Source organism: Pseudoalteromonas sp. MTN2-4, from assembly GCF_042848605.1.
GTDB lineage: Bacteria > Pseudomonadota > Gammaproteobacteria > Enterobacterales > Alteromonadaceae > Pseudoalteromonas.
Genome location: NZ_BTGK01000001.1, coordinates 373,301 through 399,098, shown reverse-complemented (window position 1 = coordinate 399,098; position 25,798 = coordinate 373,301). Strand labels below are relative to the sequence as shown.

The following is a 25,798-nucleotide window of genomic DNA, read 5'->3' as shown; positions in this document are numbered from 1 at the left end:
GCGAAAGCTATCGCGCTAACTTTGGGGCTTTAAGGTAATAAATTTACTTCGCTATGCTCACTAGGCCAGTATTAGAGTCATAGTTTAGTTTAAGACTGTCGTTGTCATTCAGAGTATAAGTACATACCCCTTTTTTGGCTTTAGATACCTTGAAAGCGCCATCTGCAGTAGAGTGATACCATTTAGTATCGCCATTAGATTTCTTACGGCCTGCGCCAGAGCGGTTCAGGGTATATTGATGGTCAAGTAAGTTATTCCAAAGTCTGGCACAGCGGTTTGAGTTCGGCTTTTTGGTATTTTTGTTGTGTTTGTTTAGCCTGTCTTTACTCTCAACTAAGTAACCGCTTTCGTTAAAGTTAAAAGAGCCGTCCTTAAATGAGGTGACGTTTGCAGCCGCACCGCCAATATTTTGTTCTTCCCAGAATGCTTTTGCTGCATCTACTTCTTGTTGAAACTCATCGGCAATAGTAAGCAGTGGGTTTCCGCATTCAGACACATAAGTTAGATCCGCAATATGTTTTGGTCCTTCCATCACAAGCTCTGCTTCAGCAGTTTGTGGGTCTATTTTGTAGATTTTGGCATTTTCGCCACTATTTCTTGCAGAAACGTATAGTTGACCATCGTTTGCTGTCGCAATGCCAGATGGCCAATTTAAGTTATGTTCACCAATTTTATCTAGTTGCATGTTGCTTTCATCAAGGATGTAAAGTGACTTGGCATTTAGAACATAGACGGTATTACCATCAATTGAATAAGTGATGTCACCATGGGCGAAATCATCCCAACTTGCATCGTTTGTTTGCATTTTACCTAGTACAGTTTTGTCGCCCGTTTCTAAGTCAAATTGATACATATAAGTTTGGCTGGTGGCGAGTAAAAAACTGCCATCAGGTGAAACAACAGAACGCTTTATTGGATAGCTTGTTGTGTCTGCTATTTCAGTCGTCTCGCCAGAAGATAAGTCATACTGATAAATTTTTGACGCATTCGTTTCTTTACTTAATCGCTGCATCATAATCAATTGATTGTTTGTTGCAGCTAGGTTGCTAACAGGAAGAGAAGCACCTGACATTCTGCTATATGACTTATTTTCTAAGTCTATGTGATATATGGAATTTTTTCCTTGTTCTGCGTATCTGTCGACCGCAAATAACCCTTCTAAACAAGCATCATTTGCACTAACGTGAGAGGAAGTTAAAGTGAATGCTAAAGCAATGAGCTTATTGGTTCTGAACAAAGATCTTAAAGTCATAATGATTACCTTGATTAATTCATTATGATTTATGCAAAAATTAAACCGGTATTTTAAATTTTTATCTAAAATACTTAAGTAGGCTTAATCAACTCAGAAATTTTTAAGTAGCTTGGATTTTAAAACTGTAAATCAATAAAACACTAAAAGAAAAAACGAACTATGGTTTCGATGTGACACTAAAAGTCAAAATACAGCTATCAGGCGACCTAATTTAGGTTGTTTTATAAGTTGTTATCATTTTAGATGTCGCCAATAACACACATTCGTTTGGTTATAAAAAGGGCGCTTGTTGTGCTTATTTATTGTAAAAAGCTGTCTATTTTTTCTTCCTTTTTTAAACTTTCTTCGCTAAGTTGACATAACTTTAACCATAGCGCTCTGTTGCGTTTCGGTTAATAAATAATTTTTACTTTAAACACATTATCTTTTTAATCGAGGGTAAGTATATGGATAGAGTAGAGAAACTAATGGTCCGAATGGTGTTAAGTGATGTAAGCCAACATTTTCCTGAACCGGTAGATTTACTGTCTGCTGATAGTATCAACACTTATGGTGATGGTTTATACCAAGTACTTAGTGAACTTGAAGCACAGCAATTAGTAAAACGATTGGAAAGCGGTCATTTTACGGTGGGTGCTGCTTATAGCCACTTCAAAGGATAAATGCGGTTCAGTTGAACTATCTTTTTAATCTTCGCCAAGGAAGTGTCTGTTATGAGACTAATGGCGTCAATTCATTTAAACTCCTTCCTGTTTTAATCTAACTTCTTAATATTATGCTAAATAAAGGGCTTTTATATTTAACACTTTTTATCTGTGCTATGTCTGTGAATGCAAATGAATTAAAGCCATTTAAAAGTGATGGATGTAGTTTATTTCCCGACGGTACCTTTAACCAGCAAAAATTGTGGTTAGCTTGTTGTGTAGCCCATGATTTTGATTATTGGCAGGGTGGCAGTGCTATTCAAAGAGAACAATCTGACGCGCGTTTAAAACAATGTGTTAAAGAGGTTGGCGAGCCTGTTATCGCTAGCATGATGTTGGCAGGTGTTAGAGTCGGCGGCAGTCCATACTTACCTACGCCTTTTCGCTGGGGGTACGGTTGGCCGTATCCTAGAGGGTATAAAGTGTTATCAGAAAGTGAGCGTGAACAAGTCGAGAATGCAGTTCGAAACTTAAAACTAGAGCAGTATTTTATGCCTAAAACAAAAAAGCAGTAAGTTAATTTACTGCTTTATTGTTGCAAGTATCTATTCGATTAGAAAAACTTACTAAATAACAATCTCATACTTAGATTATTATCGCGTTCAACTAACGGGCTATCAGTTATACTACTGTCATACATGGTGTAATCAATAGCTATCTGGGTAAAGCCGCCAAAAAATATCGGGGTTGAAACTGAAAAACCTATTGATTGGTTTATAGCACTATCACCTTCATAAAGCGCTCTGTTTTGAGTAGCTTCGTAATCTCTTACGCCATAGTAATAATCGACATGGTTTTTATCTAAATGGCTTATTGATAAGTTTGGTTCAAAGAAGACAGGACCAAATCGATACGCTTTTCCAATTTTGGCTTTTACTTCATAGCCGTCAGATTTATTAAAGATATCATGTAAAAAGCCAATGCTTAATTTCCAGTTATCTCGTTCGTATTTAAAGTTTGCGCCTAAATCCATTGCAAAGTCTCTTTCTTCCATACCGATAAAGACATCACTGTCAGACTCATCGAAGCCTTGAAAACGGGGAGAAGCTTGCACCTCAAATTCGATATCACCTAACTCTAACACCTCGTAGCTCACGAATGGCCCATATACTGATAATTTGTCACCGCGATAGCCTAATATAGGCAAAGGCGTAACTCGGTTGCCATAACCCTTATAAATTTCTTGGCTCAAGCCAAGACCAATGCCATACAAGTAACCTTTTGGTTCAAGTTGAGCACGTACATCACCTCGTTCATCAGCGGAGACATTTGAAGAAAAAATTACGGGCAATGAAGCAAGTACTAAGGCTTTTATAATTCTGAGCATTTTGAGGTCCTTTTATTGTCAGAGTATCAGTATGGATGAAAAATCACTTTAGATCAGTGTTATGACATTTTTTATACTTGTACCTTTTTAGGTTTTATGTATTATCGCGCAGTTGTTACAAAAGAGAATTATAAGGAAGTAACGTATGCAGTGTTACCAATGTAATGTAAAACTTGAATATGACTTAACCGAAATTCATACAGGTTATGGTTGTTCAGAATGTCATGGAGCTTGGTTACCTGCAAAATTTTTAAAAGCAATTGGCACCGTCAAAGAGTTCGATTACATGGCATTTGTCGGTCAAGTACAAAGCCAAGTGAAGGAATCGACAGAATTAACTTGCCCATTTGGCTGTGGTCAATTGCATCGTCACTTTTTTGAAAATAGTCACTTTAGTTTCTGCCACAGCTGCTTTGGCGCTTGGTTTAAGCAAGGTGAGTTAGAAGGCTTCTTAAAGAATTTCAGAGATGCCAAAGACATTAGAGTTCTAGATACAGCAAACAAAATTAATGGCCTCGATATGTTGTTTGACCTTTTAAAATAAAAGCATAAAAAAGGCCGCATAAATGCGACCTTAGATTACTGCTAGGGAGGTAACCTTCAAAATTGTGCTTGAGGGCTATTCCATCAACCACATTCTTGCTGTTCTTGCTGGCAGGTAAAACTTGTGCCACCGACTCGAGACATTTTGCACATCGTTGCTTAATGTGTCTCGGTAGTTACGGTGCCACCATAAATTATCGACTTGCGTATCTACCCAAATATCTTGGCCAGTGCCACATTTATTGATACCAACCACGCCTTTGTGCTCACGTTTGAATAACAAAATACAGCTATTGTGGTTTAGCACCTGCATACTGCTGCCATGGGTGGCATTGTGAAATTTAAGCATACCTTTCATGTCTTCACGGCGGTAAAGATCATTCCAACGGTTATCACCACTTTCATTATTATCCGAATACACCAGCGGTAGACCACCATCTCTTCCTAAAACAAATGCGTTCGCAAGTTTTTCGTCGGTGGCATCCATAATTTGATATCTAAAGCCGTCATTCAGAGGAATATCATGAGTAACGCTAAAAGTGATAGCTTTGTTACCGGCCAATGCTTGGCCATAGGCTACAGGGTCAACAAGTTGACTCATTGAACCTCCAAAACTAAATGCGCCTCTGATCTGTGCAAACAGTGGAAAGTCATAAGCTGAGTGGCCTGTTTGTGCCAAATAAGGCACTAAAAAGTTATCGTAATCACCGCTACCTGAACCACCTGTCGTTATAATTTCACCAAATACATGCGTATCTTTTTTAATGTTGGCATCGAACACTGCATTAATATGGTAGTTGGTCATGTGTTTTGCGGCATCAACTCTAAAGCCCGTTACGCCAATTTGTTTTAACGCATTTAAATACGCTCTTTGTTGAGTGATAACCCAATTGTTAGGGTCTAAATCGGGGAGGCCGGGATCGGGGGCAGCGCCACACAGTCGGTTGTATTGTACATCGCCAACGTCATTGTAATTACTGATACATTTTGGACCACCTTGGTCGTATGTACCGTGAAAATCACCCGCGCCGAATAAGCCATCTTTAACATCACCGAATAGTGCAATGTCGTTGTAATAGTTAATATCAGCAGCGTAATCGGCTAAAACTTCGCTTCCTGGATAGTTAAGATCAGCGCGTTTCCATTGCTCGTTTGCCATATGATTAAAAACAATGTCGGCATAAGTCTCTACACCTTGTGCTTTAAGCGCTTGCACCATGGCCTTAAAATCATTGGTATCGCCCAAAGGGTTATCGATGACACGAAGATCTTGTGGCTGATAACGAGACCACCATGCATCTCCAGTCGATTTATAAGCAGGAGAGACGAGTACTTTTTTATACCCAAGTTCAGCAATCTCTTGAGCCTTGTTCGCAACGTCATCATAGCGCCAATTAAATGCATGCAAAATAACATCTGCGCTACTTTGGAAGCTAACAGCACCAAATACAAGCGCTGCAATTTTAAGTTGTTTATTTGATTTCATATGTGTTGTCATGTGTTTACCTTTTATCGCATTCCTTGCGTGTTGAAATAGGAAACATAAAACTCACATATAAACTAAGTTAATGAAATGTTATGCATACGTATTCATTAAAAGTCTTTTCTCAATAATCAAAACTCCAGAAGAGTTTGAACAGATTTTATTCAATAAAATCAATGTATATACAAAGTTTAAATTCGTTATTACAAAATGTAGGAGAGGCACAAGTAATTGCGCTTTTTTCATGATCAACCCATTGAGAGCCTTTCATAAGAGCAATGTCACCATCTTGTAATTGAGAAATATGATGAGGTAAAGGCGCTTTAATTTCGGGCTTTAATTGGTTTGGCGCTAATGGCAAAAACTTCACTTCATCGGGAGCAATCCACCTCTCACCAAGGCCACCTAATGAAGAAGCCATTCTTACAAGGTTTTGCGGTTGATGAAAATGAGGGCTTGAAGAGGTATCACAAGCAATCAGTCTTAACCCGATTTCTTTGGGCTCAAATAACACCTCAAACATTTCTAGCATGAGTTCAATATGTTGTGCTAATAACGATGAATGCGTACTGCCCTCAAGCTTAAATAGAATCTCTTCAAATAAGTCTTTATTTATCTCACCCTGATATTGGATCACAGTACCTAGATTTTGCTTGGCAAATAACTGTGCTGCATGTGATATAGCCCAACTGGATTTATTTGAGAAGCAAGTTAGGGTGACTTCCTTATTGTAAATATTGCTTAAAACATTCGCAGAGGGGCTTATTTGGCAACTAGCTGTTTGGTTTAGTTCAGAGTATTCAAGTGGGGCCGCAGTGTTATGACGCATGTTAATTTTATTTGATTGATACAATATAACAAAACTAACATTAAATAATTCTCATTTAAAGTTTTGGTAGTTAAAAAATGAGAATTGCTTTTATTAGACAGTCGGTCTAATATCGTTTCATGATCGAAAAAACAGCAAAACCTCGACGAGGTCGCCCACCCAAAGTGGCGCGTGAAAATCAAGATACAAGAGCTGAGCTAATTCGAGCTGGACTTGAGCAGTTAACAGAATCAGGCTTTGCCGCTTCAGGTATTGAACAAATATTAAAGCGAGTGGGTGTACCAAAGGGCTCGTTTTATCATTATTTCAGTAGTAAAGAAGCCTTTGGGTTGGCCGTACTTGAAAGTTATGCAGCGTATTTTTTGAAAAAGCTACACAGACATTTAGCGCAAAGTGATGAAGCGCCTCTGTCAAGACTGAGTAATTTTGTCGAAGATGCCAAGTCAGGTATGCAAAAGCATAGTTTTAAACGCGGTTGCTTGGTCGGTAATTTGGGGCAAGAGGTAGATTTATTACCCATCAGTTTCAGAAAAGAGTTGGTGGCAATATTTGAAACTTGGCAATGTGAAGTCGCGGTATGTTTAGAAGAGGCCAAAAAACAAGGGCAAGTGAGCCAAAACGCAGATTGCGCGCTGCTTGCTGAATATTTTTGGATTGGCTGGGAAGGCGCTGTCAGCCGTGCTCGTTTAGAGGCTTCGGTTAAACCACTCGATAATTATTTTAAGTGTTTTGTAATGGGGATTTCATTGTCCTCTCATTAATAAGTAGGTTAAGTAAGTTTAAGAAAATTTTTTTAACTGAGGGCCTGTTAACCTTTTAAGTTCGTTTTTGCAGAAGTTTGACTGGTTTTTATACAAGGCAGGGGGCTGCCCCGCGGAGCAAGCGTAGCATAGTTATTCCATGTGAGTCTTGCGATAACGCAGTAGAAATGCCAGTCAAACACTGCCCAAAGGGCTCTTCTGAGCAAACTTTGCACATTGTTGCTCGATTTGTACTTAGCTCGCTAAGCATCAAACCGAGCGTCGTGTTCAAAGCTCGCTCAGAGAGAGCAAAACTCGGACGGAAAAGGATCACAGGTCCTTATAGACGACCGGTCTAAATTAGGAGCGAACGATGTTTAAAGGTATTTTGATCAATAAAGATGAACAAGGTTATCAGGCGTCAGTTACTGATATTGATGACAAGATTTTACCTGACGGTGATGTGACAGTAAGGGTATCTCATAGTACGTTGAACTACAAAGATGCATTGGCAATCACAGGTAAAGCACCCGTCGTTCGTACTTTTCCGATGATCCCTGGTATCGATTTAGTTGGTGAGGTTGAGCAGTCTGGTTCTGATAAGTTCCAAGTTGGTGACAAAGTATTATTAAATGGCTTTGGTGTTGGTGAAGCACACTGCGGTGGGTTAGCTGAAAAAGCTAGGCTAAAAAGTGAGTGGTTGATCCCTTTGCCTGAGTCTTTATCTGCGAAACAAGCTATGGCAATTGGCACAGCGGGTTACACTGCTATGTTATGTGTTTTGGCACTTGAAAAGCAGGGCGTTACGCCTGAAAAAGGCGATATTCTTGTTACGGGAGCAAATGGTGGTGTAGGCAGTTTTGCCATCGTTATATTAGCTAAGCTGGGCTACAAAGTGGTTGCTTCAACGGGTCGCATGGACGAATCAGATTACTTGACCAAATTAGGCGCAAGTGACGTGATTGATCGCAATACGTTATCTGAGCCGGGCAGGCCACTTGGCAAAGAGCGATGGGCAGCAGCAATTGATTCTGTGGGTGGCCATACTTTAGCCAATGTGTGTGCGGGTATTAAATATGGTGGTGTTGTAGCTGCATGTGGTTTGGCGCAAAGCATGGAGTTTCCTGCAACTGTGGCGCCTTTCATTTTAAGAGGTGTGACGCTTGCAGGTATCGATAGTGTAATGCGTCCGCTTGAAGACAGAATAGAAGCTTGGTCACGTTTAGCAGATATTATTGAACCTGACATGTTTGAGGCCGTTGCGGCTGATATTGGTTTAAACGAAGTCGTTGAAACCGCTTCTAAACTATTAGAAGGCAAAGTGAGAGGGCGCGTGGTGATTACCCTTTAATTGTTTTTATCGACTAAAAAAAGGAGAGCGAATGTGATGCTCTCCTTTTTGTTGGGAATTAAACGGCTATTAAGACACGGTTTTACGATAACTTAATCGATAAAACAGACTGTAAAACACAGGGACTGCAATCAAGGTCAAAATGGTTGCAAATGCTAAACCGCCCATGATGGTCACAGACATATCCGCAAAGAACGCATCGCTCAATAGTGGGGCCATACCTAAAATGGTAGTGATAGCAGCCAGTGCTACAGGGCGTAAACGCGAACTACTTGCTGAAACAATCGCTTCTCTAGGTTCGGTGCCTTCGGCAATTTGCAGGTCAATTTCTTCGAGTAAGACAATGGCATTCTTGATCAACATGCCAAATAGACTTAAAAATCCGAGCAGTGACATAAAGCCAAACGGCATATCAGTGACGAGCAGGCCTGTTACCACACCTACTGCGGCCATTGGCACCACAAGCCAGATAATGAGCGGCTGACGTACGCGACCAAATAGCAAAATAGACACGAGTAACATTACTAAGAAACCAGCAGGTAGACCTGTGCCTAGGGCTTCTTGCGCGTCTCTTGATGATTCGTACTCGCCACCCCATTCAATTTTGTAGCCATCAGGCAGTGGTAGGGCTTCAATTTGTGGCTTAATGCGGGCAAACGCTTTACCTGCGGTTTCGTTAAAGCCAGGCTCTGCCGAAATGGTAATGGTTCTAACACGATCTCGACGATGAATAAGAGTTTCTTCATTTTCTAATTCAACCCCCTTTGAAACCTGTTTAAAGGGAATATAAGTGCGCTGTGATGAACTCCAAACTTGGCTGTTTTCAATGGCTTCGATATCGTTTTGTTCAACTCCTGCCACTTTGGCTTTGATTGAGTAGCTGTAATCACCATTTTGTAATTTACCTAACTCAAGTCCATTTGAGGCATATTGAATGGCTTGCGCGAAATCGTTACGTGAGACTGCAGCAATACCTGCGCTGACAGAGTCGTAATGGGCATTCAGCACAAGCCCTTTTTCGCGCCAGTTATGACGAATATCTCGAATTTGCCCGTCATTTATCATCATCAACTCGGCTTGTTCGGCAAGTTCTCGCAGTACCTCGGCATCTGGACCTGAGAATCTAACCGCGAGCTTTGCGCTTCCTCCCGGGCCAAATTGCATACGCTCAGTATAAAAATCGGCGTTTAAATCGAGCGCAGGCATACTCCTATTAAGCTTTTGGATCAGACCATCGATTTCATCACGATTGTGCGTGCGCACCAAGAAGTAGCCATAGCTTTCATTTGGTTGCTGTGGTGCATAAGTTAGGGTGAATCTATCTGCCCCACGACCAACAAAACTGGTGACAGACTCGACTTCATCATGCTCTAAAATAAGTGCTTCGGTAAGCGCTACTTTACGGGTGGTCTCGCGAATATCTTGGCCTTGCGGGCCCCAATAATGCACAAAGAACAATGGCGCATTTGATGGCGGAAAGAAACCTTGTTTGACTAAGCCAAAACTGCCATATGCCACAACTGTGATTGCGAATAAGCCAGCAACCGTGAGCCAGCGGAGCTTAAGCGCACCACGAAGTACTTTTTCATAGCCATGGTAAAATGCACTATGCTGTTGTTGGTCAGCTTGGTTTTGTTCAACTTTGTAAAAGTACTTTCCAAATAGCGGCACGACTGTGATTGCAAGAACCCAGCTCAGCATTAAAGACACCAAAACAACGGCGAATAAAGAATACAGAAATTCACCTGTTGCATCGTCAGATAAACCAATACCAGAAAAGGCTGCGATCCCTATAATGGTAGCGCCCAACAATGGCCATTGTGTTCTTTTGACAATAAAGCTTGCAGCTTCAGCGGCTTTTTTACCTTGCTTCATGCGCAGCATAATACCTTCTGCAACCACGATGGCATTGTCGACCAGCATACCCATCGCGATAACCATCGCGCCTAACGAGATACGCTCTAACTGTAATCCCATTAACCACATGATTAACACCGTGCCCATGACGGTTACTAATAGTACAGAGCCAACCACCACGCCTGAGCGCCAGCCCATGAATAGCATCAAGGTCAGTGTTACAACCACAACCGATAGCACCAAGTTATTAATAAAGCCTTTTACTGACTCATCGACGATGGCTGCTTGATCATAAATAGGCGTGAGGGTGATCCCTGCGGGTAATTTTGTCAGTAATTCATTGGCTTTATCGTTAACACGTTGGCCCACTTCAACAATGTTCACATCATTAATGGCAGAAACAGCCAGAGTAATGGCATCGTGACCTTGATATCGAATAAGCACAGGTTGAATGTCGACTGGCTCAAACTTAAGAGTGGCGATATCACGAACTTTGATTGACTGATTCGTCCCTGGTACGACTAAGGTGAGATTATAAATTTCTTCAATGTGATCAACTGGATTTTCAACAACTAAACGAAGCTGGCGACCTTCCACTTCAACACGGCCGCCGTTAAATGGCTGCAGGTTTTCTTTCAATAGTCTGGTTAGATCAGGAAAAGAGATCCCTAAGCCAGATAGTTGATAGGGGTTGATATAAGCCACTAATTGCTCTTGCTGAACACCGCTCACTTGCACTTTTGCAACGCCTTCTGTTACTAACAGTTCGCGACGAATAACGCAGGCAAATTCACGTAACTCATGTAGAGAAAAGTCAGGGGCACTGAGTGCGTAATACATGCCGTATACATCACCAAAGTCATCATACACATTGGGGGCGTGGCTGCCCGTAGGCAATTGTTTTGCTGCATCTCTTAAGCGTTTTCTGAGTTCATCCCATATTTGGGGGAGTACATCAGAATCAAAATGTGATTGCACTTCGACTGAAATTTCAGAAATGCCTGGCTTAGAAATTGAGGTTAACCGCTTTAATTGCGGCATTTGCTGTAATGCAATTTCTAAAGGCTCGGTGATCTCGCGCTCTACTTTCTCGGCACTGGCACCGGGAAACTGCGTGACTACTTGCACTTGTTTAATAGTAAAGGCGGGATCTTCTAAGCGACCAATTTTACCAAGGGCAACGGCACCACCGACTAAAAATACGATCACCAGCAACCAGATGTTGACTGGATTTTTTATGGCATAACGTGCGATATCCATGGTTATAGCTCCGCTTTATACGGTTTTACCGCTAAACCTTCACGCATTTTCGGTGCGCCGGCTGCAACCACTAAATCATCTCTACTTAAACCTTGAGCAATGGCAGCCATATTGTTATCAATTTTAAGTACCTCGACGTTGCGTTTTTGCACGGTTGAATTGGCTTTGTCGTATGCCCAAACATGAAAGCCGTCAGCGTTACTACCTTGTAATGCATTGAAAGGTACTAACATCACATCATCGTTTGCATTGTCTTCGAGGCTGACTTTAACAATGGCGCGAGCACCGGGTGTTAAACTTTTGTCGCTGACTTGTGCAGCAAATACGACTTTGTATGTTTGTGTGATGGGATCAGGCTGTGTGGCATGCTCTATGTAAGTAAGTTCATACTTCTTTTCTGGAGTAGAAATAATATGGGCTTCAGTTTTGACTAAACTACCTTGTTGGTAGCTACTAAGCAGGCGCTCAGGCACATTCACGTTGAAGTAAAATAGTGAAACATCTTGCAATTTGGCGATGATGTCGCCAGCTTTTACATAGTTACCGTTTTCAACAAAGCGTTCAGATACTTGTGCATTAAATGGCGCCGAAAGCGTAGTGTAACTCAAGTCTTGCTCGGCTTTACTCAGGGCGATTTCAGCTAATTCAAAGTTCGTTTTCGCATTGTCTAATTGACTTTGTGAGGCCAAACCATTTTTAGCTGTCGCTTCAATACGTTTTAAATCTCTTGCGGCTTGATTCAATCGCGTTTGTGCTTCTTGTACTCTTTGTTTGAAAAGCGTTGGGTCGATTTGCGCCAAAATCTCACCTTCATTCGCCACAGATCCGGTTTGCAGCTTGGTATTGATAAGACGGCCTGACACTTCAAAACTTAAATCTATGGTTTTAACTGCCGCAACTTCAGCTGGAAAAGTACGCGTATATTGCTTTGCGTTGGTTATAACAGGTGAAAGTTTTACTGTTTGAACAACTTGCGTTTCTGTTTGCTGCTCGTTGGCAGGCGCGCAAGCGGTGAGGGCAGACGTCATTGCGATTGTCATAATAAATGCAGTCGTGACCTTGAGGGTTCTTAAATTAACTAAAGCATTAAGTTTCATACTGTATAGGCTCGCCAAAAAGTGAAATTAATTTTTTGACTTGCTTACTGCTGGAATATTAAACGAACTTGGCAGTCTAGCAAGTAAACTATACGGTGTAGTTTACTGGTGAAAATTGAAAAGTAAACTAATTAGTGTAAAAATAACCTAGTCAGATATCTGAGAGTGAGTTATGAGCGAAGTTAAAAAAACACGTAGTGAGCTTAAGCGTGAAGCCATAGTGAATGGCGCAGTAGAGGCGTTTCAAAAATATGGTGTAAGTGATACCAGCATGGATAAAGTGGCCGAAACTGCTGGCGTGTCGAAGCGTACCGTGTACAATCACTTCCAAAATAAAGAGACTTTAGTTACTGAAATAATTAAAGATATTTGGAGTCAAAACTTCGTAAACCACGACTTTCCTTACGATGCGACGACCCCTGTAAAAGCGCAACTTCATGAGCTGGTGGTGAAAGAAATTCAGTTCATGAATGACAAAAAAATGCATGAACTTATTCGTGTTGCAATGGGAGTGTGCTTATTCAATCCTGACAAATTTATCGATGATATAGGCGAGTTTTTCGAACAAGAAACGACGACAATCCGATGGTTAAAGTCAGCCATGCAGGCTGGTAAGATTAAAGAGGCTGAGCCACGTTTAGCGCATGAGCAACTGGTGAGCTTATTGAAAGGCCAAGCTTTTTGGCCGCAAATTTTGCATCAGGCAGAGCCATTGACTGAGCAAGAGATAACTAAATTGGCTGAAGATACAATCGACTTCTTCTTGGCCTACTACGAAGTTTAAGCTAACAAATATTAAAACGCCTTTTAGTTAATATACTAAAAGGCGTTTTTGTTATGGTATTCAATTTGTTGCCTAAAATCACATCTTAGTTAGTCTGTTTTGACTCCACAATAATCGCAATAATTTCGGTGTCGCCAACATTACTCACTTGATGTACCCATTGATCGTGCCACATAGTGTGGCCATCAGGGATATCTATGTTGAGTGAAGCTTTTTCAGTTTTTATAACAGCACGGCCACCTTGTTGAAAATACACAGTTTCGGCATTGTGCTTATGAAAACGGTCACTCTCACCGGGTTTAAGTACCATTTTGAGTACCAGTACCTGTTCGTTTTCAAGCAAAACGCTGTAGTGCTCAGGTGAAGCAATATGCGCATGTTCATAAACAGGCTTGGCTTGTACATTGAACACCAACAATAAACAAAAAAGCAAAGCCAAGTTAGGGCGCGTTTATCTTTGAGGTATGAATTTTGTTTAAATCAAAGGCTTTCAATACGCGAAATGAGCTACGAAGCATAATGGGTTATGTGAGTGGCGAATGACAAAGTAGTTGAAGCCTTTGGTTGAACTCTCCGAGCAGCGCGAGTTGGTCATTTATTCGGCGTTATCGGCTGACTTACATAGAATAACTATGCGGGGCAGCCCCTGCCTGGCCTAAATACCCAACTCACCGCTGCAAAACAAACAGCAAAGGTCAACACGCCCTAATTTATTAAACATAAACTTACCTGTGCACACCACGAATAGGGTAGTTATTGTCTGGGTTTCTGATCCAAGCTAAGCCATTTACGAGTGCTTGCAGTTCAGGACGCACAAACGGGTTATTTGAAATGTCGACCACCTGAATATGACCTTCAGCGTTTATTACGAACAAGCCAGGCTCAGCAAATGGGTGATCAGTTTCTTGTTCTGAGCGCGGATCTGAGATGTATAAGCCAAGCGTTTTCATTTGCTCAATACTCAAGCCATAACTTATGTCATAGCTTATCTCTAATTGCTCACGGTGTGCCTCTAGCTGCGCTTTACTGTCGCCAGAGACGGCAATGATGTCTACGCCAATGTCGGTTAGGGCGCCTTTAAACTGCTCTAGCTGGTTGAGATAGCGAGTACATAAAGGGCAATGTTTACCACGATACACCAGCACAAGTTTCCAATCAAAACCAGTCTTTGGCTTTGCAAGATTGACTGACTCACCACTTAGTAAAGTGGCTGTGATGTCAGGAAAAATAGTGCCCGCATGGAGTTTGTTTGTGTAATCTGAGTTCATTTTATTATCCTAGAGTGAATCCTAAAAATGTGCGTTTAAATGTGCTTCAAAGCGTTTTAAATCGTTCTCAATATCAGCGTTTTTCATCACATCAAAGCAGGCAAATGTGGCCATAGGTTGCATATCAAAAAACTTAAAATTCATATGCATAGGGAACATTAAGTCATCCACTGATTTACCTTCAAAAAAGTCATTAGTGTCATTAAATGATTCTTCAGGTGCATTAAATGTCAGCGAAAGCATGTATTTAGTGCCTGTCATTGTGCCGCCTTTGCCATAGTTGGCTTTAGGTGCTTGTTCATTTCGACCGTCACCTAAGCACAGTGCACCGCCCATACCTGCTGTGTAAACTTCATCCATATACTTTTTGAAAGACCAAGTTACGCCCATCCAATTGACCGGTGTTTGTAAGAATACATAGTCAGCCCATTGGTGGTTTTCAAGCTCTTTTTCGACGTCGATGTTGTCTTGCATCGTCACAACGCGAGTTGAATGACCCTTGCTTTGAAAAATGCTGACAGCTTTGTCTACCAAGGTTGCGTTTAACTTACCTTCAGAGAACGGGTAATACTGATGACCATTGATGATTAAAATATTGCTCATGTTTTGCTCCAGTGTGTTTGCAATTAACTTGTGGTGTATTTTATAAACCTATTAACCTTAATCAATTAGTATACTTTTAGTAACCTATTAAAAATGAGCGTCAAAAAATGAAAAGTCGAGTAGAAACAGATAGTAAAGGGCGAAAAAAGTTTTAGATGCCTGTACTGAACCCTGTGCTATAGAAAAAGGCATGCGTTTAATTGGTGGTAAGTGGAAGGGCTCGATTATTTATCACTTAAAAGATGAGCCAGTGAGATTCAATGATTTGTCACGCATGTTAGGCGGCGCCACCAAGAAAATGGTTGACCAACGACTCAAAGAGTTAGAACAAGAAGGCATGGTGCTGCGCAAAGTCATCAGTGAACGCCCTGTTGCTGTGACCTATGAGCTTACTGAGTTTGGGCGCTCAGCCTTGAGTATTTTAGAAGCATTGCGACAATGGTCAGAATCGCATGATATTGAATTGAATTAGAGAATAGCATCTCGAGTTCTTATATAGGTCAAAATAGAATTAAGTTGACGCATTTTCGGGAGCATGAAGCGCATTTACTTGTTTTCTTATCCAGCGGTTTAATGGATCTTGGTCTGAACGTTGGTGCCAAGCTGTGATGACATCAAAAGTGGGTAGGTTTAGCTGGCAGTTTAAAACTTTTAAATTATCGTTCGGTAATAGTTTGCTCGGTAGTAGGGCTATCACATCCGTTGATGCGATACATTCTGCGGCAGCCGCAAAGAAAGGCACTGTCATGACTATGTTTCTTTTTAAGCCATGAGATTTAAAAAACGTATCTGCTGAGCCAACCAAATTTGCACGTTTTGGTGAAATGATAAGTTGTGGGTGAGAAGCGATTTCTTCCATTGTCCAGCGGTGCTCAGCTTTTGGGTGAGTTTTACTGATAACACACTGATGCGTCTCGGTATATAAAACGTGTTTAGGATACTTGCTAGGCACAAAGCTTGGGAATGACAATACTAGGTCAACTTCACCACTATCTAGTAACTGACTTAAGTTATCTATTTCAATATCACGCACAATTACTTTCAAGTTAGGCGCTTGGGTTCTTAGTTTTGCCAGCAGGCTGGGTAAAATGACTGATTGAGCATAATCAGTTGCACAGATGGTAAATACCCCACTGGTTGAGCTGGGATCAAAATCGATGGGTGCCACTAGTTTTTCAACTTGAGCAATAATGTTGGCAACGTCATTTTGGAGTGATAATGCGTAGGGGGTTGGGATGAGCCCATTGCTTTTTCTGACAAATAACCTGTCGTTGAAAGTGTGCCGTAGCTTTTTTAATTGATCGCTCACGGCTTGCTGACTTATGCCCATTTGAGCCGCGACTTTTGAGACATTGTGTTCAATGAGTAAAAAGTGCAACACTCTCAGCTGTTTGATGTCTAGATTTGCTATACCGCTCATTCTTGTATCTCATACGCATTATTCTTGTTTCTAATTGTATCACCTGTGTCTTAACATGAAATCATCATTTGAAAAGATAGCATTCGTTAGGTGAGACATGACATTGATTTCGTATGACCCAAGTAATGGCCTTGCATTAGGTGAAGTGTCAGTAGCAGATCAAGATAAGATAAATGCATTGATAGCCCATGCAAAGTTGCAACAGTTAAGTTGGCGGCAAACGCCTATACATGAAAGAAGTCGCATTATTAGTCAGGCGTTTAAAGCCTTGATCCCATTTCAAAATGAACTGGCAGAATTACTCTGCAAAGAGATGGGAAAAAGCCTGGATAGAGGAACTGGCGAGGTACGAGGTGCGCTATTTTCGGGAAGCTATTATGCGGCTGAAGCAGCAAAAGCATTAGCACCTCACACTGACGGCAGTGGTGTGCAATATCGACCTCTGGGCGTTTGCGCAGTGATCTCACCTTGGAATTATCCATTAGCAATGGCTGTGAATTTATGCGTACCAGCTCTGGTTGCTGGTAATACGGTGGTGTTTAAGCCCTCAGAAGAAACCCCATTAATTGCGGAGCGTTTTATTCGTCTACTAAATCAATATTTGCCTGAGGGTATTTTAAACATTCTGCATGGCGATGGAGAGGTTGGCAGTGCGATAGTTGCTCACGAAAGTATTGATCTCATTGCATTCACAGGTTCACAAGCCGTTGGCAAGAAGATTATGGCATCAGCGGCGCCTTCACTTAAGAGGTTGATCATGGAGCTCGGAGGGAATGATCCCATGATTGTGCTTGAAGATGCCAATATCAAAGCTGCAGCGCAATTTGCTGTTGCGAGCAGTTTTGAAAATGCGGGTCAAATGTGCACATCTACAGAGCGTATCTATGTGGCAGAGTCAATTTCAAGTGAATTTATACAGGAAGTCACTGCGTTGGCTTCGCAATATAGGCTTGGCTGTTGGAATGAACCACACGCTGATATTGGACCGATAATCAATGCCAAGCAAGTGCGAAAGATTCAGTCGCATATTGATGATGCATTGAGCAAAGGCGCGCATTTATTGCTCGGTGGCCATGCAGTTGAAGACCGATTTATCGAACCGACTGTGATCAGCGGTATCACTCGTGAAATGGCCATGGAGCAGCAAGAGACATTTGGTCCTGTGGTCGCAATATCTACTTTTCAAACAGTGAGTGAGGCGATAGCACGAGCTAATGATTCTACCTATGGTTTAGGGGCCGTGGTGTTTGGCAAACAGGATGCGCAACATGTTGCTGCACAGTTAGAAGCAGGCATGATTGGCATTAACAAAGGGCCTGGTGGCAATGGCGATAGCCCTTGGGTTGGAGCAAAACAAAGCGGTTTTGGTTTTCATGGCAGTGTGCAAGGGCATCGTCAATTTGCACAGATGACAGTGGTGAATTAAGTAATGAACTATGATGATTTTTATGTTGTTGCACGAGAACAAGGTGCTGAACGCAGCGATATTCCACTTTGGGCAAATAGAGGGGAAAACCCTGCTCAGTTGGCGCTTACTCATGAAAGACAAGTTGAATTAAACCCAATTGAAGAGGTGCCAGGCGCATTTCAGTTATTGAATGTTTTGTCTCAAGCTGAATGCCAAAGACTTATCGAGGTTGCTGAAACGCTGAGTTTTAATCTAGATGCCGCAGTGTCACTTCCCCGCTCAGTGAGACACAATTCAAGCCTCACTTGGGTCATCGACGAGCTAACAGAATCATTAATCTGGGAGCGATGCGCACCTTTATTATCTCAGGGGATTGACGCCATTTCAGGCCAAGTACCTGTTGGTATCAATGCTCGATGCCGTTTTTATAAATATGGAGAAGGGGACTTCTTTAAACCACATATTGATGGTTCTTGGCCGGGCAGCAAGATCATTAATGAACAAAATATCATGAATGCATACGATGACAGATGGAGTCAGATGACATTTTTGATTTTGTTGTCAGATGACTTTAAAGGCGGTAACACACAATTTTGGGTGAATGCACAAGATGGCTCAAGGCCGGCAAAAAATGGAGAGCCTGCAAAAATCATAAATGTCAGAACACCCGCAGGTGGCGTGTTATGTTTTCCGCATGGCCCACACCCTTTGCATTGCTTGCATAGCTCAGAGGCAATTACTCAAGGCGTAAAATACATTATCCGTACAGACCTGTTATACCCTATAGATTAACAGGGCATAGACTCTAATAAGTAACATTCTCCATCAAAGCTCGTCGTCAAGCCGAGCTTTTTTCTTTAATGGTGAACATTAATCCAACTCTACAGGTAAGGCAGTGGTGTGTTTAACCTGATCGAGTACAAACAAGGTTTGTGCTTCTTTAATTTCAGGAAAGCTTCTCAATTCTTTGAGTATAAAACGAGAGAGCGCTTTGTTTGACTGTGCAACGACTTTCATTAAGTGGTCATAGGCACCTGACAGCGAATAGCATTCTAAAATAAGCGGGTGCTCAATCACAGCCTGTTTGAATTTATCAAATGCCGCTTCATTTTTTTGGTCTATGCTCACCTGCACAAATGCTAACACCCCAAACCCGGCTTCTTCGGCATCGAGTATGGCACTATATCCTTTAATGACACCTTTTTCTTCAAGCGCTTTGGTGCGACGTAAACAAGTTGATTCAGACATATGAGCCTCTTTGGCCAAATCAACCATAGACATGCGGCCGTTACTCTGTAGTTGTGAAAGGATTTTTTTGTCTTGCTTCTCAAGCATGGCGTTTTCCGTCATTTTCTATCTTTATAATAAAGGATAACACCAAATCTGGTTAAATATGAGAGCATTTTGACGGCACCCATCAGGCAAAGTGGCGTAAGCTATTTTTAGTTAAGTTACTAAGTAAAAACACAGCACAGAGAGAGTATTATGTCTGAACAAAAGTTTTACCATGTTGGTGAGTTAAGTGCAGAGCAGCCAGCAACAACACAATATGAGCCGTCAAAATTTGCTAAAGCCCGTCATCCTGAGCCTTACCGTTTTGAGGTGAATTTAAGTGCTGAAGCTGGCAATATGCAAAGTAAGATCGGTGTGGTTTCTGTCAATATTCCAGGTTTTAGTCCAGTAAAGCTTTATTGTGACGAACAACCACCTGTAGGTGAAGATACTGCGCCGCCGCCACTGGCATTTTTCTCAGCAGGCATTGGTTTTTGTTTAATGACGCATTTAACTGATATTTTAACGGCACGAAAAATTCAGGTAGATAGCTTGAAACTTGAGCAGCGCATTGTATTTCGAACTAATTTGGGTCATATGCGTGAACATGGTTACATGACAGATGGCGGCTGTGATGTAGTTGAGACTCATGTGATCATCGAAAGCCCAGAGCCAGAAGAAAAAATCAAAGATCTATTGGATGAAGCTGAAAATGGCTGTATGGCACACTTTGCACTACGCAACCCAATTCCTTGGTCTACACGCTTAGTTTATAACGGCAAAGAGGCAATTAGTCGTTCAGGTGAATAATATAAACAGTTCGTTTTAGAGAGCAAAGGCTAACAGATGTTAGCCTTTTTTTATTTTTAAAGCCTATCAATAAGGATTTAAGCTGATGCTCCCAGTTTCGAAAATTCATTTTTCGATTTCGTAAAATATCGCTTAGTTAATCAGGCCAAATAAAATTAAAGCTAATAAAATCAATTGATTAATTTCTGGTGCGAAAGTTGATTTAACAATGTTTAAAAGAAGCTTACGTATCACGTAGTGTGAGATTAATTTGAAGTGGTGAATGAAATGAAATTACGAATAGCAATGTTTGGCTTATTGCTGTCATGTGCAGGATTTGCAAGTGAGAACAAAATAGACACTTTGACACAGTGGCAGGCAGAGGTCGCTAATACCGAATTTAGTGGTGTGATCATAGCAGCCCAAAATGGACAGGTTGTTTTTAGAGATCAGTACGGCTATGCAAACAGAGAAGCTAAACGTTTATTTACCCATGACACTGTTTTTGATATTGGCTCCATTACGAAACAGTTTGTAGGTACAGCAATCACACAATTGGCAGAGCAAAATAAATTGCAGTTGGATAGCTCACTGGAAGTGTTCTTTGAACAAGTACCTGAAGACAAAAAACATATTACAGTCCATCACTTACTCACGCATACTTCAGGCCTGTCGCAAAACCTAGAGCATTATCTATATGATGAGGTAACAAAAAGCGACATGATAAAGCAAGCTTTGACCTCTAAATTAAACACTTCGCCGGGCGAACAATATCGTTATTCGAACATTGGTTATAATTTATTGGGCGCTATCATAGAAAAAGTAACAGGCGATGAATGGGAGAAGTATATTCGAACCACTTTACTTCTGCCTGCAGGGCTCGAAAACACGGGCTTTAGAGGTGTGAGTTATCAGCCAATTAGCTTGGCCATAAACTATGGTCGAGATGCGAACTTCATACAGAGAATGTTTTCTATCACACCAAAAACCCGCTCAGTAGATCACTCTTTAGCACATTACTACAAAAAGCCAGGTCCACGATGGGCAATGGAAGGCGCTGGTTCATTTATGTCCAATACTAATGATATGTTTAAGTGGTATTTGGCGCTTCGTGAAGGCAAGTTAATCAGTGCCAAGTCATGGCAATTGATAACGAGTAAACATATTCATGAGAATGATGCTCAGACCTCTCATTATGGCTATGGTTGGGCGATAGATAGCAACAGCAGAGGAGATAAACGTATTACGCATAATGGTTCTAATGGCTACTCTTTTGCTGTGTTTAATTACTATCCAGAGTTAGACGGTTTTGTATTTATAGGAAGTAATAATATTGATGATTTTCCTGAACAGTTAATGGCAAAGCTAGATGAGCTGGTGATTAAACCAGTAATAAATTAGACGGTCATTTGAAACAGTCATTTAGCCTACTTAAGTTACTGGTTTTTGAGTTAAACCTAACACATTTAAAAAGTGCCAGGTTTAACTGGGGGGGTTAAGTCTATAACTTCGGTGGCACGCGCCCTTTGGTCAACTGCTCAATGGCTTGCGATATTGCTAATACTTTTGCATCGCTATCGAGGTTACCAATGATACTGACGGCATAAGGCAGGTTATTTCTCATCCCTATTGGAATAGTGATACTGGGTGAGCCAGTGACGGCTGCGAGTGTTGAACTACTGCCGCTGAACTTATCTCCTCTAATGGGATCAATAGGCCAAGCAGGGCCTGTGGTCGGTGCAATTATGGCATCGAGATGATGTAATCTAAATAAATCATCTAATTGTTGCCTTGCATATTTATCTATGATGTTTAATGCATTTTGGTATTTTTCTTTATCAGTCGCTTGTAAGGCTGAAAATAACAAAGCTTGTTTGTTGTCTCCCAGAGCTTTGTTGAATTCAGTAAGCGCTTGTAAAGATTTGACCGACACATTATTACCTGTAGCTGATAAATATGTTTTCATGCCTTGGTTAAATTCATACAGCAAAACATCAAACTCAGCAGGAAACACCTTATCAAGGTGTTTTAACTTAATATCATCCACAATGATTGCACCGGCATTTTTAAGTTCTAATAAAGTCTGATTAAATTCATTTTGGTGACGCTCATTAAAGCGATTAAGTATAGGGATAACACCGATTCTTTTATTTTTAAGGCCAGGCTTAAGTTTACTAAATGGCACTTTACTGATTGCGCTATAAGTTAGTTGCACGTCTTCCACGGTTCTTGCAATAGGGCCTGCTGTGTCTTGAGAATGTGCAATTGGCACTATACCTTGTTGAGAAATATGATGAATGCTGGGTTTGAATCCGACAACACCATTCATAGCGCTCGGGCAATGAATTGAACCGTCGGTTTCGGTACCGAGACTGATTAATGTTAAGTTACTTGAAACGGCAACAGCTGATCCAGAGCTAGATCCACATGGGGTGATATTTAGGTCATAAGGGTTCTTAGTTTGCCCGCCAATGGCACTATACCCGCTGACGCTGGTGGTTGATTTAAAGTTGGCCAGCTCACTGAGATTTGCTTTACCCAAAATAATTGCGCCTTCAGACAGAAGCTTTTCAACAATAGGGGCATTATTTTTAGGAACATGGTTTTTTAAGGCGACACTACCAGCAGTCGTTGGTAAAAAATTGGTATCTATGTTGTCTTTAAGAAGAACAGGTACGCCATATAAAATGCCCTTTTGGTCTATCTTATATTCGCTGTCTTTAATGGCTGCTTCTTTTAAGGCATTTGGGTTTATTGAGATAACCGCATTTAGTGTAGGGTTCTGTTTTTTAATATTATCTAAGTAGTATTGGGTAACCTCTTTAAAGGTAAACTCGCCCTTAGCAACTCCTTCATGTAACTGGTTGATGGTTAGTTCATCAAATTGTTGTTGCTGCGCTACAGCAAAGGCTGAAGTGCACAATAATAATGGTGTGAGTACTTTTTTTATCATCGTTTTATATCTCATGTGTGTATCTGAGATACTATCTGGTATCGTCTTGGGCCTGTCAATAAATTTAGAGGCTCGTCTGATTTGCGGCTATGAAATAAACACAGTTTAGAAATTTTTACGGTTATAGAGAAAGAATATTGGTGGCTAGAAACAGAAAAAGCGCACTGTAGGGTAGTGCGCTTAATTTCTGCGAATGGTGAAGGGGTTTACTAAATGCAAGGACTAGTTATTGGTGAATGCAACACCGTTTCGACCCTTCATACAATTAAACGTATATCTCTATAAAAAAGATCAAAACAATTTAAAAGTTTTAGTTATTTCTTTTTGAGAGCGTGGAACAGTGTGTAGGTCACAACACGGCTTTAGAAACCAAGGCATAAAAGAAAGTGCCATGCTCTGCATTATTTTGTGTTGTTGAATGAGAGTTTTTAAAAGTCCACCAAGGTTGAGCCATCATATCTGACATAACGGTTTCCCATGCTTTTTCTTCTAACTCAAAACCCCTAATTTCACAGAGGGTTTGCTTACATGTAACTGCATCTAACAGCACTTGGCCAGCTAAATCATGAGTGATGAAAAAATCAGAAATATACTGTTCGGTAATTATTGACCACGATTCATCACGAGGCTCTTCGTGTAGTTTTTTAAATTGTTTGTGCATTAATTTATGGGAATGTAAAAGTGCCGCATCAAAAGGGGATGATAAATGCGTTTTTACTTCATCCATGCTGACTATTTCCGTTGTTTCAGGGCTTTCTATCGATTTATCGAGTGCTTGTAATTTACTTTCAGCCAGTATCAGTTGTTGTCTTACTTCGTCTAATTCATTAATTAGCGCTTGTTTTTCTTGCTGAATTGTTTGTATGTGAGCATCTAGGTGACTCGACTCAGTGTGAGCAGTTGATACTACTTGCTGACTGCCAGTATCGGAGAGTGACGTATCGACAAGAAAAGGGTCGTCAGTTTTATCTGTATTGGCTGCAGTATTGCTGTCCAAAGATATTGAGCTTTCTAGATAAGCTTTATTAGATCCTGCATTTTTACCTAGACAAAACACTACGAAGAGTGAAATTAACCAAAAAATTGCCACGATTAACTTATTCAAATTACACCTATGTATTTGTTGTTTTAATTAAATAGATATGTTTTTGAGCTTTATTTAGCGTGTAAGTTAACATAAGGGTTAATGAAAATAATCATTAGTCACCCTTATAGCTCTTTGCGATACTCATTTGATAGCTCAATAATTTCTTGCGCAACCTCATAGAGTTCATTATCTTCCCCTCTCACTTCTGCTTGAAGTGCTCTTGCAAGCAAATGCATTTTCAATATGGCCTTATCGCTAGGGTTCGAAACTTCTAATTCACCGTTAAGCAGCCTAATGTAAAAGGCATTTTCGTTATTACCCCAACGAATGTAGTCATTGAGGTCTATTTCAATTGTATCGTTATCATGATTGCGTGCTTTGAGCTTGGAGATACCGACCATGTCGGGCATATTAGTTACAATTGATGCCCATTCTTGTTGTGAAATAGGGGAGGCATTATTAGCTAAAAACCTTCGGGTAATAAAAAGCGAATAAGACATAACTGTCTTTTAAAAAGTTCCTTTATCAGCTTCTTTGTGAAGCTCTATGAATTGAATATCTATATGCAAAATTAGCAACATGCTTTGTAAGTATATGTATTAGAGCTCTGTTTGTAGCTTTTTCTTTTAAATATTGTCAATGCTTCGGGTACGTTTAGCTATTAATTTCCCTTTGTTTACTTTATAGCGATCACTTCGTGAACCGCTGCAATAAAAAGTTTATGTCAAGGCGTGTTGTGAATGGTAAAAGGTATTGGTTTTAGTGGTTAAGCATTTGACTCTCTTATTTGTAGGCGCTGTTCAAGCGCTTTTTATAATTTATTCTCCTTCATATTTTCTTGATCTAAAAAGAGTCAAGAGAGTCTAATGTGTAAGGTAATGTAATTGAATTGTTAACAAGGGTGGACCATTTTAATTGAGTCATATAGATTGTGTGAGCGAAAGCTCATTAATCAACACGCGATTTCAACACCAAACTCAAGGGCGAATTGTTTGTTCACGCTCTGGTGTTATTCCACATGGTACAACTATACATATCACGGGTAACATCACTTAGACGAAGCAACCAGAAAAGCCAGATGCGGAAATAAGAGCGCCGCATATCGCTGATTTATGGGAGCAACAATACTTAGCGATTTCACCGACGATGGGAATAGATCCGCAAAAAGATTTGGTCGAAGGTTCACTTGAAAAACCGCCTTGGACTGAATTACCTCGAGAAGAGCAAGAAGGTTGCGGTGTTAATAGCGCTAGAGCTTATTTTCAGAGAATTTTTAATTACAATCAATGTGGAGCCCAATTTCTTTACACTGTGCAACCAAACTTAAAATTAAGCGACGCAAATAAAGGACTAAAGTTTAGAAAGTTTGCGAAGATTGAATTGGATTCACAACATGATACAGGTGAGCAGGGTGGTACGATTAACAATGTTATGATCCAACGTTTTTGCCGTGTTGCTAGAATGCGTCATCGAATGTGGCTTGAAGAAATTGAGCTGGATGAATTGGATCGTAATGGATATCCGAAGGTAATCCAACAACTGTAGTATGAGCAAATTGTTGATTTTGAGTTTATGTTTGGCTCGAGTGGTGGCACAACACTATGGCCACATATTCAGGTTTATACGTTGCGTCGTTTAGAAGATATTCCTGAAGAAGACAGGCTGCCGCCAATCAAAGTTGACGAGCAATCTGATAAAACGCCAGTGCTTCAAGCTTCATCTCAATATAATAAGATGAATCATTCTAAAGGTTAAAATTCGAGAAGTT

The 25,798-nt window shown here is 40.7% G+C and carries 26 protein-coding genes and 1 pseudogene; 13 read left to right on the top strand and 14 right to left on the bottom strand.

Annotated elements, in window-relative coordinates; translation table 11 throughout:
- Positions 1 to 43: 43 nt before the first annotated feature.
- On the bottom strand, positions 44 to 1,252 hold the full coding sequence (locus tag ACGHEH_RS01865; RefSeq protein WP_390441339.1) for a YncE family protein: 1,209 nt from the start codon (positions 1,250 to 1,252) through the stop codon (positions 44 to 46).
- Between the two features lie 449 nt (positions 1,253 to 1,701).
- On the opposite strand from ACGHEH_RS01865, the gene ACGHEH_RS01860 reads away from it, so the two are divergent.
- A complete protein-coding gene (locus ACGHEH_RS01860) occupies positions 1,702 to 1,917 on the top strand; it encodes a hypothetical protein (RefSeq protein WP_058030433.1) in 216 nt (71 codons plus the stop codon).
- 158 nt (positions 1,918 to 2,075) lie between these two features.
- Positions 2,076 to 2,474 carry a hypothetical protein gene (locus tag ACGHEH_RS01855; protein ID WP_390441336.1) on the top strand — a complete coding sequence of 133 codons (399 nt, stop codon included), beginning with the start codon at positions 2,076 to 2,078 and terminating at the stop codon, positions 2,472 to 2,474.
- Between the two features lie 38 nt (positions 2,475 to 2,512).
- Here the strand turns inward: ACGHEH_RS01855 and ACGHEH_RS01850 are convergent, their stop codons facing one another.
- Entirely contained in the window at positions 2,513 to 3,286 is a 774-nt protein-coding gene (locus ACGHEH_RS01850; protein ID WP_390441333.1) for a MipA/OmpV family protein, read from the bottom strand.
- Positions 3,287 to 3,431: 145 nt separating this feature from the next.
- Between ACGHEH_RS01850 and ACGHEH_RS01845 the strand changes: the two genes are divergently transcribed.
- Entirely contained in the window at positions 3,432 to 3,830 is a 399-nt protein-coding gene (locus tag ACGHEH_RS01845) for a hypothetical protein (RefSeq protein ID WP_390441330.1), read from the top strand.
- A 75-nt stretch (positions 3,831 to 3,905) separates the two neighbouring features.
- Here ACGHEH_RS01845 and ACGHEH_RS01840 read toward each other — a convergent pair whose 3' ends face one another.
- Both ACGHEH_RS01840 and ACGHEH_RS01835 read right to left on the bottom strand, forming a co-directional pair.
- The gene (locus ACGHEH_RS01840) at positions 3,906 to 5,315 is read right to left on the bottom strand and encodes an alpha-amylase family protein (protein WP_390442384.1); all 1,410 of its coding nucleotides are present in this window, start codon (positions 5,313 to 5,315) and stop codon (positions 3,906 to 3,908) included.
- A gap of 157 nt (positions 5,316 to 5,472) precedes the next feature.
- Entirely contained in the window at positions 5,473 to 6,141 is a 669-nt protein-coding gene (locus ACGHEH_RS01835) for a DUF1826 domain-containing protein (protein WP_390441328.1), read from the bottom strand.
- A 119-nt stretch (positions 6,142 to 6,260) separates the two neighbouring features.
- Here ACGHEH_RS01835 and ACGHEH_RS01830 point away from each other — a divergent pair, with 119 nt between their 5' ends.
- Both ACGHEH_RS01830 and ACGHEH_RS01825 read left to right on the top strand, forming a co-directional pair.
- Positions 6,261 to 6,902, top strand: coding sequence for a TetR/AcrR family transcriptional regulator (locus tag ACGHEH_RS01830; protein ID WP_390441326.1), 642 nt, complete (start codon positions 6,261 to 6,263; stop codon positions 6,900 to 6,902).
- Between the two features lie 352 nt (positions 6,903 to 7,254).
- Positions 7,255 to 8,232: an MDR family oxidoreductase gene (locus ACGHEH_RS01825; protein ID WP_390441323.1), complete on the top strand. Its 978-nt coding sequence runs from the start codon at positions 7,255 to 7,257 to the stop codon at positions 8,230 to 8,232.
- Positions 8,233 to 8,301: 69 nt separating this feature from the next.
- On the opposite strand, the gene ACGHEH_RS01820 is transcribed toward ACGHEH_RS01825, so the two are convergent.
- Both ACGHEH_RS01820 and ACGHEH_RS01815 read right to left on the bottom strand, forming a co-directional pair.
- Positions 8,302 to 11,349 (bottom strand): efflux RND transporter permease subunit, encoded by a 3,048-nt coding sequence (locus ACGHEH_RS01820; protein WP_390441321.1) that lies wholly within the window; start codon positions 11,347 to 11,349, stop codon positions 8,302 to 8,304.
- Between the two features lie 2 nt (positions 11,350 to 11,351).
- The gene (locus ACGHEH_RS01815; protein ID WP_390441319.1) at positions 11,352 to 12,446 is read right to left on the bottom strand and encodes an efflux RND transporter periplasmic adaptor subunit; all 1,095 of its coding nucleotides are present in this window, start codon (positions 12,444 to 12,446) and stop codon (positions 11,352 to 11,354) included.
- Between the two features lie 172 nt (positions 12,447 to 12,618).
- On the opposite strand from ACGHEH_RS01815, the gene ACGHEH_RS01810 reads away from it, so the two are divergent.
- Positions 12,619 to 13,230, top strand: a complete 612-nt coding sequence (locus tag ACGHEH_RS01810) for a TetR/AcrR family transcriptional regulator (RefSeq protein ID WP_390441317.1) — start codon at positions 12,619 to 12,621, stop codon at positions 13,228 to 13,230.
- An 85-nt stretch (positions 13,231 to 13,315) separates the two neighbouring features.
- On the opposite strand, the gene ACGHEH_RS01805 is transcribed toward ACGHEH_RS01810, so the two are convergent.
- From ACGHEH_RS01805 to ACGHEH_RS01795, 3 genes are all read right to left on the bottom strand, one after another.
- A complete protein-coding gene (locus ACGHEH_RS01805; RefSeq protein ID WP_390441315.1) occupies positions 13,316 to 13,669 on the bottom strand; it encodes a hypothetical protein in 354 nt (117 codons plus the stop codon).
- Positions 13,670 to 13,955: 286 nt separating this feature from the next.
- Entirely contained in the window at positions 13,956 to 14,498 is a 543-nt protein-coding gene (locus tag ACGHEH_RS01800; protein WP_390441312.1) for a redoxin domain-containing protein, read from the bottom strand.
- Positions 14,499 to 14,519: 21 nt separating this feature from the next.
- A complete protein-coding gene (locus ACGHEH_RS01795; protein ID WP_138481146.1) occupies positions 14,520 to 15,101 on the bottom strand; it encodes an NAD(P)H-dependent oxidoreductase in 582 nt (193 codons plus the stop codon).
- 107 nt (positions 15,102 to 15,208) lie between these two features.
- On the opposite strand from ACGHEH_RS01795, the pseudogene ACGHEH_RS01790 reads away from it, so the two are divergent.
- Positions 15,209 to 15,573: pseudogene (locus ACGHEH_RS01790) on the top strand (winged helix-turn-helix transcriptional regulator).
- Positions 15,574 to 15,612: 39 nt separating this feature from the next.
- Here ACGHEH_RS01790 and ACGHEH_RS01785 read toward each other — a convergent pair.
- A complete protein-coding gene (locus tag ACGHEH_RS01785; protein ID WP_390441310.1) occupies positions 15,613 to 16,521 on the bottom strand; it encodes a LysR family transcriptional regulator in 909 nt (302 codons plus the stop codon).
- 97 nt (positions 16,522 to 16,618) lie between these two features.
- Between ACGHEH_RS01785 and ACGHEH_RS01780 the strand changes: the two genes are divergently transcribed.
- Both ACGHEH_RS01780 and ACGHEH_RS01775 read left to right on the top strand, forming a co-directional pair.
- Positions 16,619 to 17,947: an aldehyde dehydrogenase family protein gene (locus ACGHEH_RS01780; protein WP_390441308.1), complete on the top strand. Its 1,329-nt coding sequence runs from the start codon at positions 16,619 to 16,621 to the stop codon at positions 17,945 to 17,947.
- Between the two features lie 3 nt (positions 17,948 to 17,950).
- On the top strand, positions 17,951 to 18,721 hold the full coding sequence (locus ACGHEH_RS01775) for an oxidoreductase (RefSeq protein WP_390441306.1): 771 nt from the start codon (positions 17,951 to 17,953) through the stop codon (positions 18,719 to 18,721).
- A gap of 78 nt (positions 18,722 to 18,799) precedes the next feature.
- Here the strand turns inward: ACGHEH_RS01775 and ACGHEH_RS01770 are convergent, their stop codons facing one another.
- Positions 18,800 to 19,279, bottom strand: a complete 480-nt coding sequence (locus ACGHEH_RS01770) for an Lrp/AsnC family transcriptional regulator (protein ID WP_212747887.1) — start codon at positions 19,277 to 19,279, stop codon at positions 18,800 to 18,802.
- 135 nt (positions 19,280 to 19,414) lie between these two features.
- On the opposite strand from ACGHEH_RS01770, the gene ACGHEH_RS01765 reads away from it, so the two are divergent.
- Both ACGHEH_RS01765 and ACGHEH_RS01760 read left to right on the top strand, forming a co-directional pair.
- Positions 19,415 to 20,011, top strand: a complete 597-nt coding sequence (locus ACGHEH_RS01765; RefSeq protein ID WP_390441304.1) for an OsmC-related (seleno)protein — start codon at positions 19,415 to 19,417, stop codon at positions 20,009 to 20,011.
- 267 nt (positions 20,012 to 20,278) lie between these two features.
- Positions 20,279 to 21,391: a serine hydrolase domain-containing protein gene (locus ACGHEH_RS01760; protein WP_390441301.1), complete on the top strand. Its 1,113-nt coding sequence runs from the start codon at positions 20,279 to 20,281 to the stop codon at positions 21,389 to 21,391.
- 100 nt (positions 21,392 to 21,491) lie between these two features.
- Here the strand turns inward: ACGHEH_RS01760 and ACGHEH_RS01755 are convergent, their stop codons facing one another.
- The 3 genes from ACGHEH_RS01755 to ACGHEH_RS01745 form a co-directional block, all read right to left on the bottom strand.
- Positions 21,492 to 22,958 carry an amidase family protein gene (locus ACGHEH_RS01755; RefSeq protein ID WP_390441300.1) on the bottom strand — a complete coding sequence of 489 codons (1,467 nt, stop codon included), beginning with the start codon at positions 22,956 to 22,958 and terminating at the stop codon, positions 21,492 to 21,494.
- 334 nt (positions 22,959 to 23,292) lie between these two features.
- Positions 23,293 to 24,048 (bottom strand): hypothetical protein, encoded by a 756-nt coding sequence (locus ACGHEH_RS01750; RefSeq protein WP_390441298.1) that lies wholly within the window; start codon positions 24,046 to 24,048, stop codon positions 23,293 to 23,295.
- A gap of 104 nt (positions 24,049 to 24,152) precedes the next feature.
- Positions 24,153 to 24,530: a hypothetical protein gene (locus tag ACGHEH_RS01745; RefSeq protein ID WP_390441296.1), complete on the bottom strand. Its 378-nt coding sequence runs from the start codon at positions 24,528 to 24,530 to the stop codon at positions 24,153 to 24,155.
- A gap of 646 nt (positions 24,531 to 25,176) precedes the next feature.
- Here ACGHEH_RS01745 and ACGHEH_RS01740 point away from each other — a divergent pair.
- Complete coding sequence (locus ACGHEH_RS01740; RefSeq protein ID WP_390441294.1) at positions 25,177 to 25,575, top strand: hypothetical protein; 399 nt, start codon at positions 25,177 to 25,179, stop codon at positions 25,573 to 25,575.
- A gap of 27 nt (positions 25,576 to 25,602) precedes the next feature.
- Positions 25,603 to 25,785, top strand: a complete 183-nt coding sequence (locus ACGHEH_RS01735; RefSeq protein ID WP_390441292.1) for a hypothetical protein — start codon at positions 25,603 to 25,605, stop codon at positions 25,783 to 25,785.
- Positions 25,786 to 25,798 lie beyond the last annotated feature (13 nt).

What these genes read in the sequence shown, in the direction of transcription:
- ACGHEH_RS01765 (WP_390441304.1), top strand. Translation starts at nt 19,415, where the DNA reads ATGTCTGAACAAAAGTTTTACCATGTTGGTGAGTTAAGTGCAGAGCAG.
- ACGHEH_RS01785 (WP_390441310.1), bottom strand. Translation starts at nt 16,521, where the DNA reads ATGAGCGGTATAGCAAATCTAGACATCAAACAGCTGAGAGTGTTGCAC.
- ACGHEH_RS01775 (WP_390441306.1), top strand. Translation starts at nt 17,951, where the DNA reads ATGAACTATGATGATTTTTATGTTGTTGCACGAGAACAAGGTGCTGAA.
- ACGHEH_RS01840 (WP_390442384.1), bottom strand. Translation starts at nt 5,315, where the DNA reads ATGAAATCAAATAAACAACTTAAAATTGCAGCGCTTGTATTTGGTGCT.
- ACGHEH_RS01780 (WP_390441308.1), top strand. Translation starts at nt 16,619, where the DNA reads ATGACATTGATTTCGTATGACCCAAGTAATGGCCTTGCATTAGGTGAA.
- ACGHEH_RS01845 (WP_390441330.1), top strand. Translation starts at nt 3,432, where the DNA reads ATGCAGTGTTACCAATGTAATGTAAAACTTGAATATGACTTAACCGAA.
- ACGHEH_RS01865 (WP_390441339.1), bottom strand. Translation starts at nt 1,252, where the DNA reads ATGACTTTAAGATCTTTGTTCAGAACCAATAAGCTCATTGCTTTAGCA.
- ACGHEH_RS01755 (WP_390441300.1), bottom strand. Translation starts at nt 22,958, where the DNA reads ATGAGATATAAAACGATGATAAAAAAAGTACTCACACCATTATTATTG.
- ACGHEH_RS01830 (WP_390441326.1), top strand. Translation starts at nt 6,261, where the DNA reads ATGATCGAAAAAACAGCAAAACCTCGACGAGGTCGCCCACCCAAAGTG.
- ACGHEH_RS01740 (WP_390441294.1), top strand. Translation starts at nt 25,177, where the DNA reads ATGGGAATAGATCCGCAAAAAGATTTGGTCGAAGGTTCACTTGAAAAA.
- ACGHEH_RS01735 (WP_390441292.1), top strand. Translation starts at nt 25,603, where the DNA reads ATGTTTGGCTCGAGTGGTGGCACAACACTATGGCCACATATTCAGGTT.
- ACGHEH_RS01825 (WP_390441323.1), top strand. Translation starts at nt 7,255, where the DNA reads ATGTTTAAAGGTATTTTGATCAATAAAGATGAACAAGGTTATCAGGCG.
- ACGHEH_RS01745 (WP_390441296.1), bottom strand. Translation starts at nt 24,530, where the DNA reads ATGTCTTATTCGCTTTTTATTACCCGAAGGTTTTTAGCTAATAATGCC.
- ACGHEH_RS01855 (WP_390441336.1), top strand. Translation starts at nt 2,076, where the DNA reads ATGTCTGTGAATGCAAATGAATTAAAGCCATTTAAAAGTGATGGATGT.
- ACGHEH_RS01795 (WP_138481146.1), bottom strand. Translation starts at nt 15,101, where the DNA reads ATGAGCAATATTTTAATCATCAATGGTCATCAGTATTACCCGTTCTCT.
- ACGHEH_RS01760 (WP_390441301.1), top strand. Translation starts at nt 20,279, where the DNA reads ATGAAATTACGAATAGCAATGTTTGGCTTATTGCTGTCATGTGCAGGA.
- ACGHEH_RS01810 (WP_390441317.1), top strand. Translation starts at nt 12,619, where the DNA reads ATGAGCGAAGTTAAAAAAACACGTAGTGAGCTTAAGCGTGAAGCCATA.
- ACGHEH_RS01835 (WP_390441328.1), bottom strand. Translation starts at nt 6,141, where the DNA reads ATGCGTCATAACACTGCGGCCCCACTTGAATACTCTGAACTAAACCAA.
- ACGHEH_RS01815 (WP_390441319.1), bottom strand. Translation starts at nt 12,446, where the DNA reads ATGAAACTTAATGCTTTAGTTAATTTAAGAACCCTCAAGGTCACGACT.
- ACGHEH_RS01850 (WP_390441333.1), bottom strand. Translation starts at nt 3,286, where the DNA reads ATGCTCAGAATTATAAAAGCCTTAGTACTTGCTTCATTGCCCGTAATT.
- ACGHEH_RS01800 (WP_390441312.1), bottom strand. Translation starts at nt 14,498, where the DNA reads ATGAACTCAGATTACACAAACAAACTCCATGCGGGCACTATTTTTCCT.
- ACGHEH_RS01820 (WP_390441321.1), bottom strand. Translation starts at nt 11,349, where the DNA reads ATGGATATCGCACGTTATGCCATAAAAAATCCAGTCAACATCTGGTTG.
- ACGHEH_RS01860 (WP_058030433.1), top strand. Translation starts at nt 1,702, where the DNA reads ATGGATAGAGTAGAGAAACTAATGGTCCGAATGGTGTTAAGTGATGTA.
- ACGHEH_RS01770 (WP_212747887.1), bottom strand. Translation starts at nt 19,279, where the DNA reads ATGACGGAAAACGCCATGCTTGAGAAGCAAGACAAAAAAATCCTTTCA.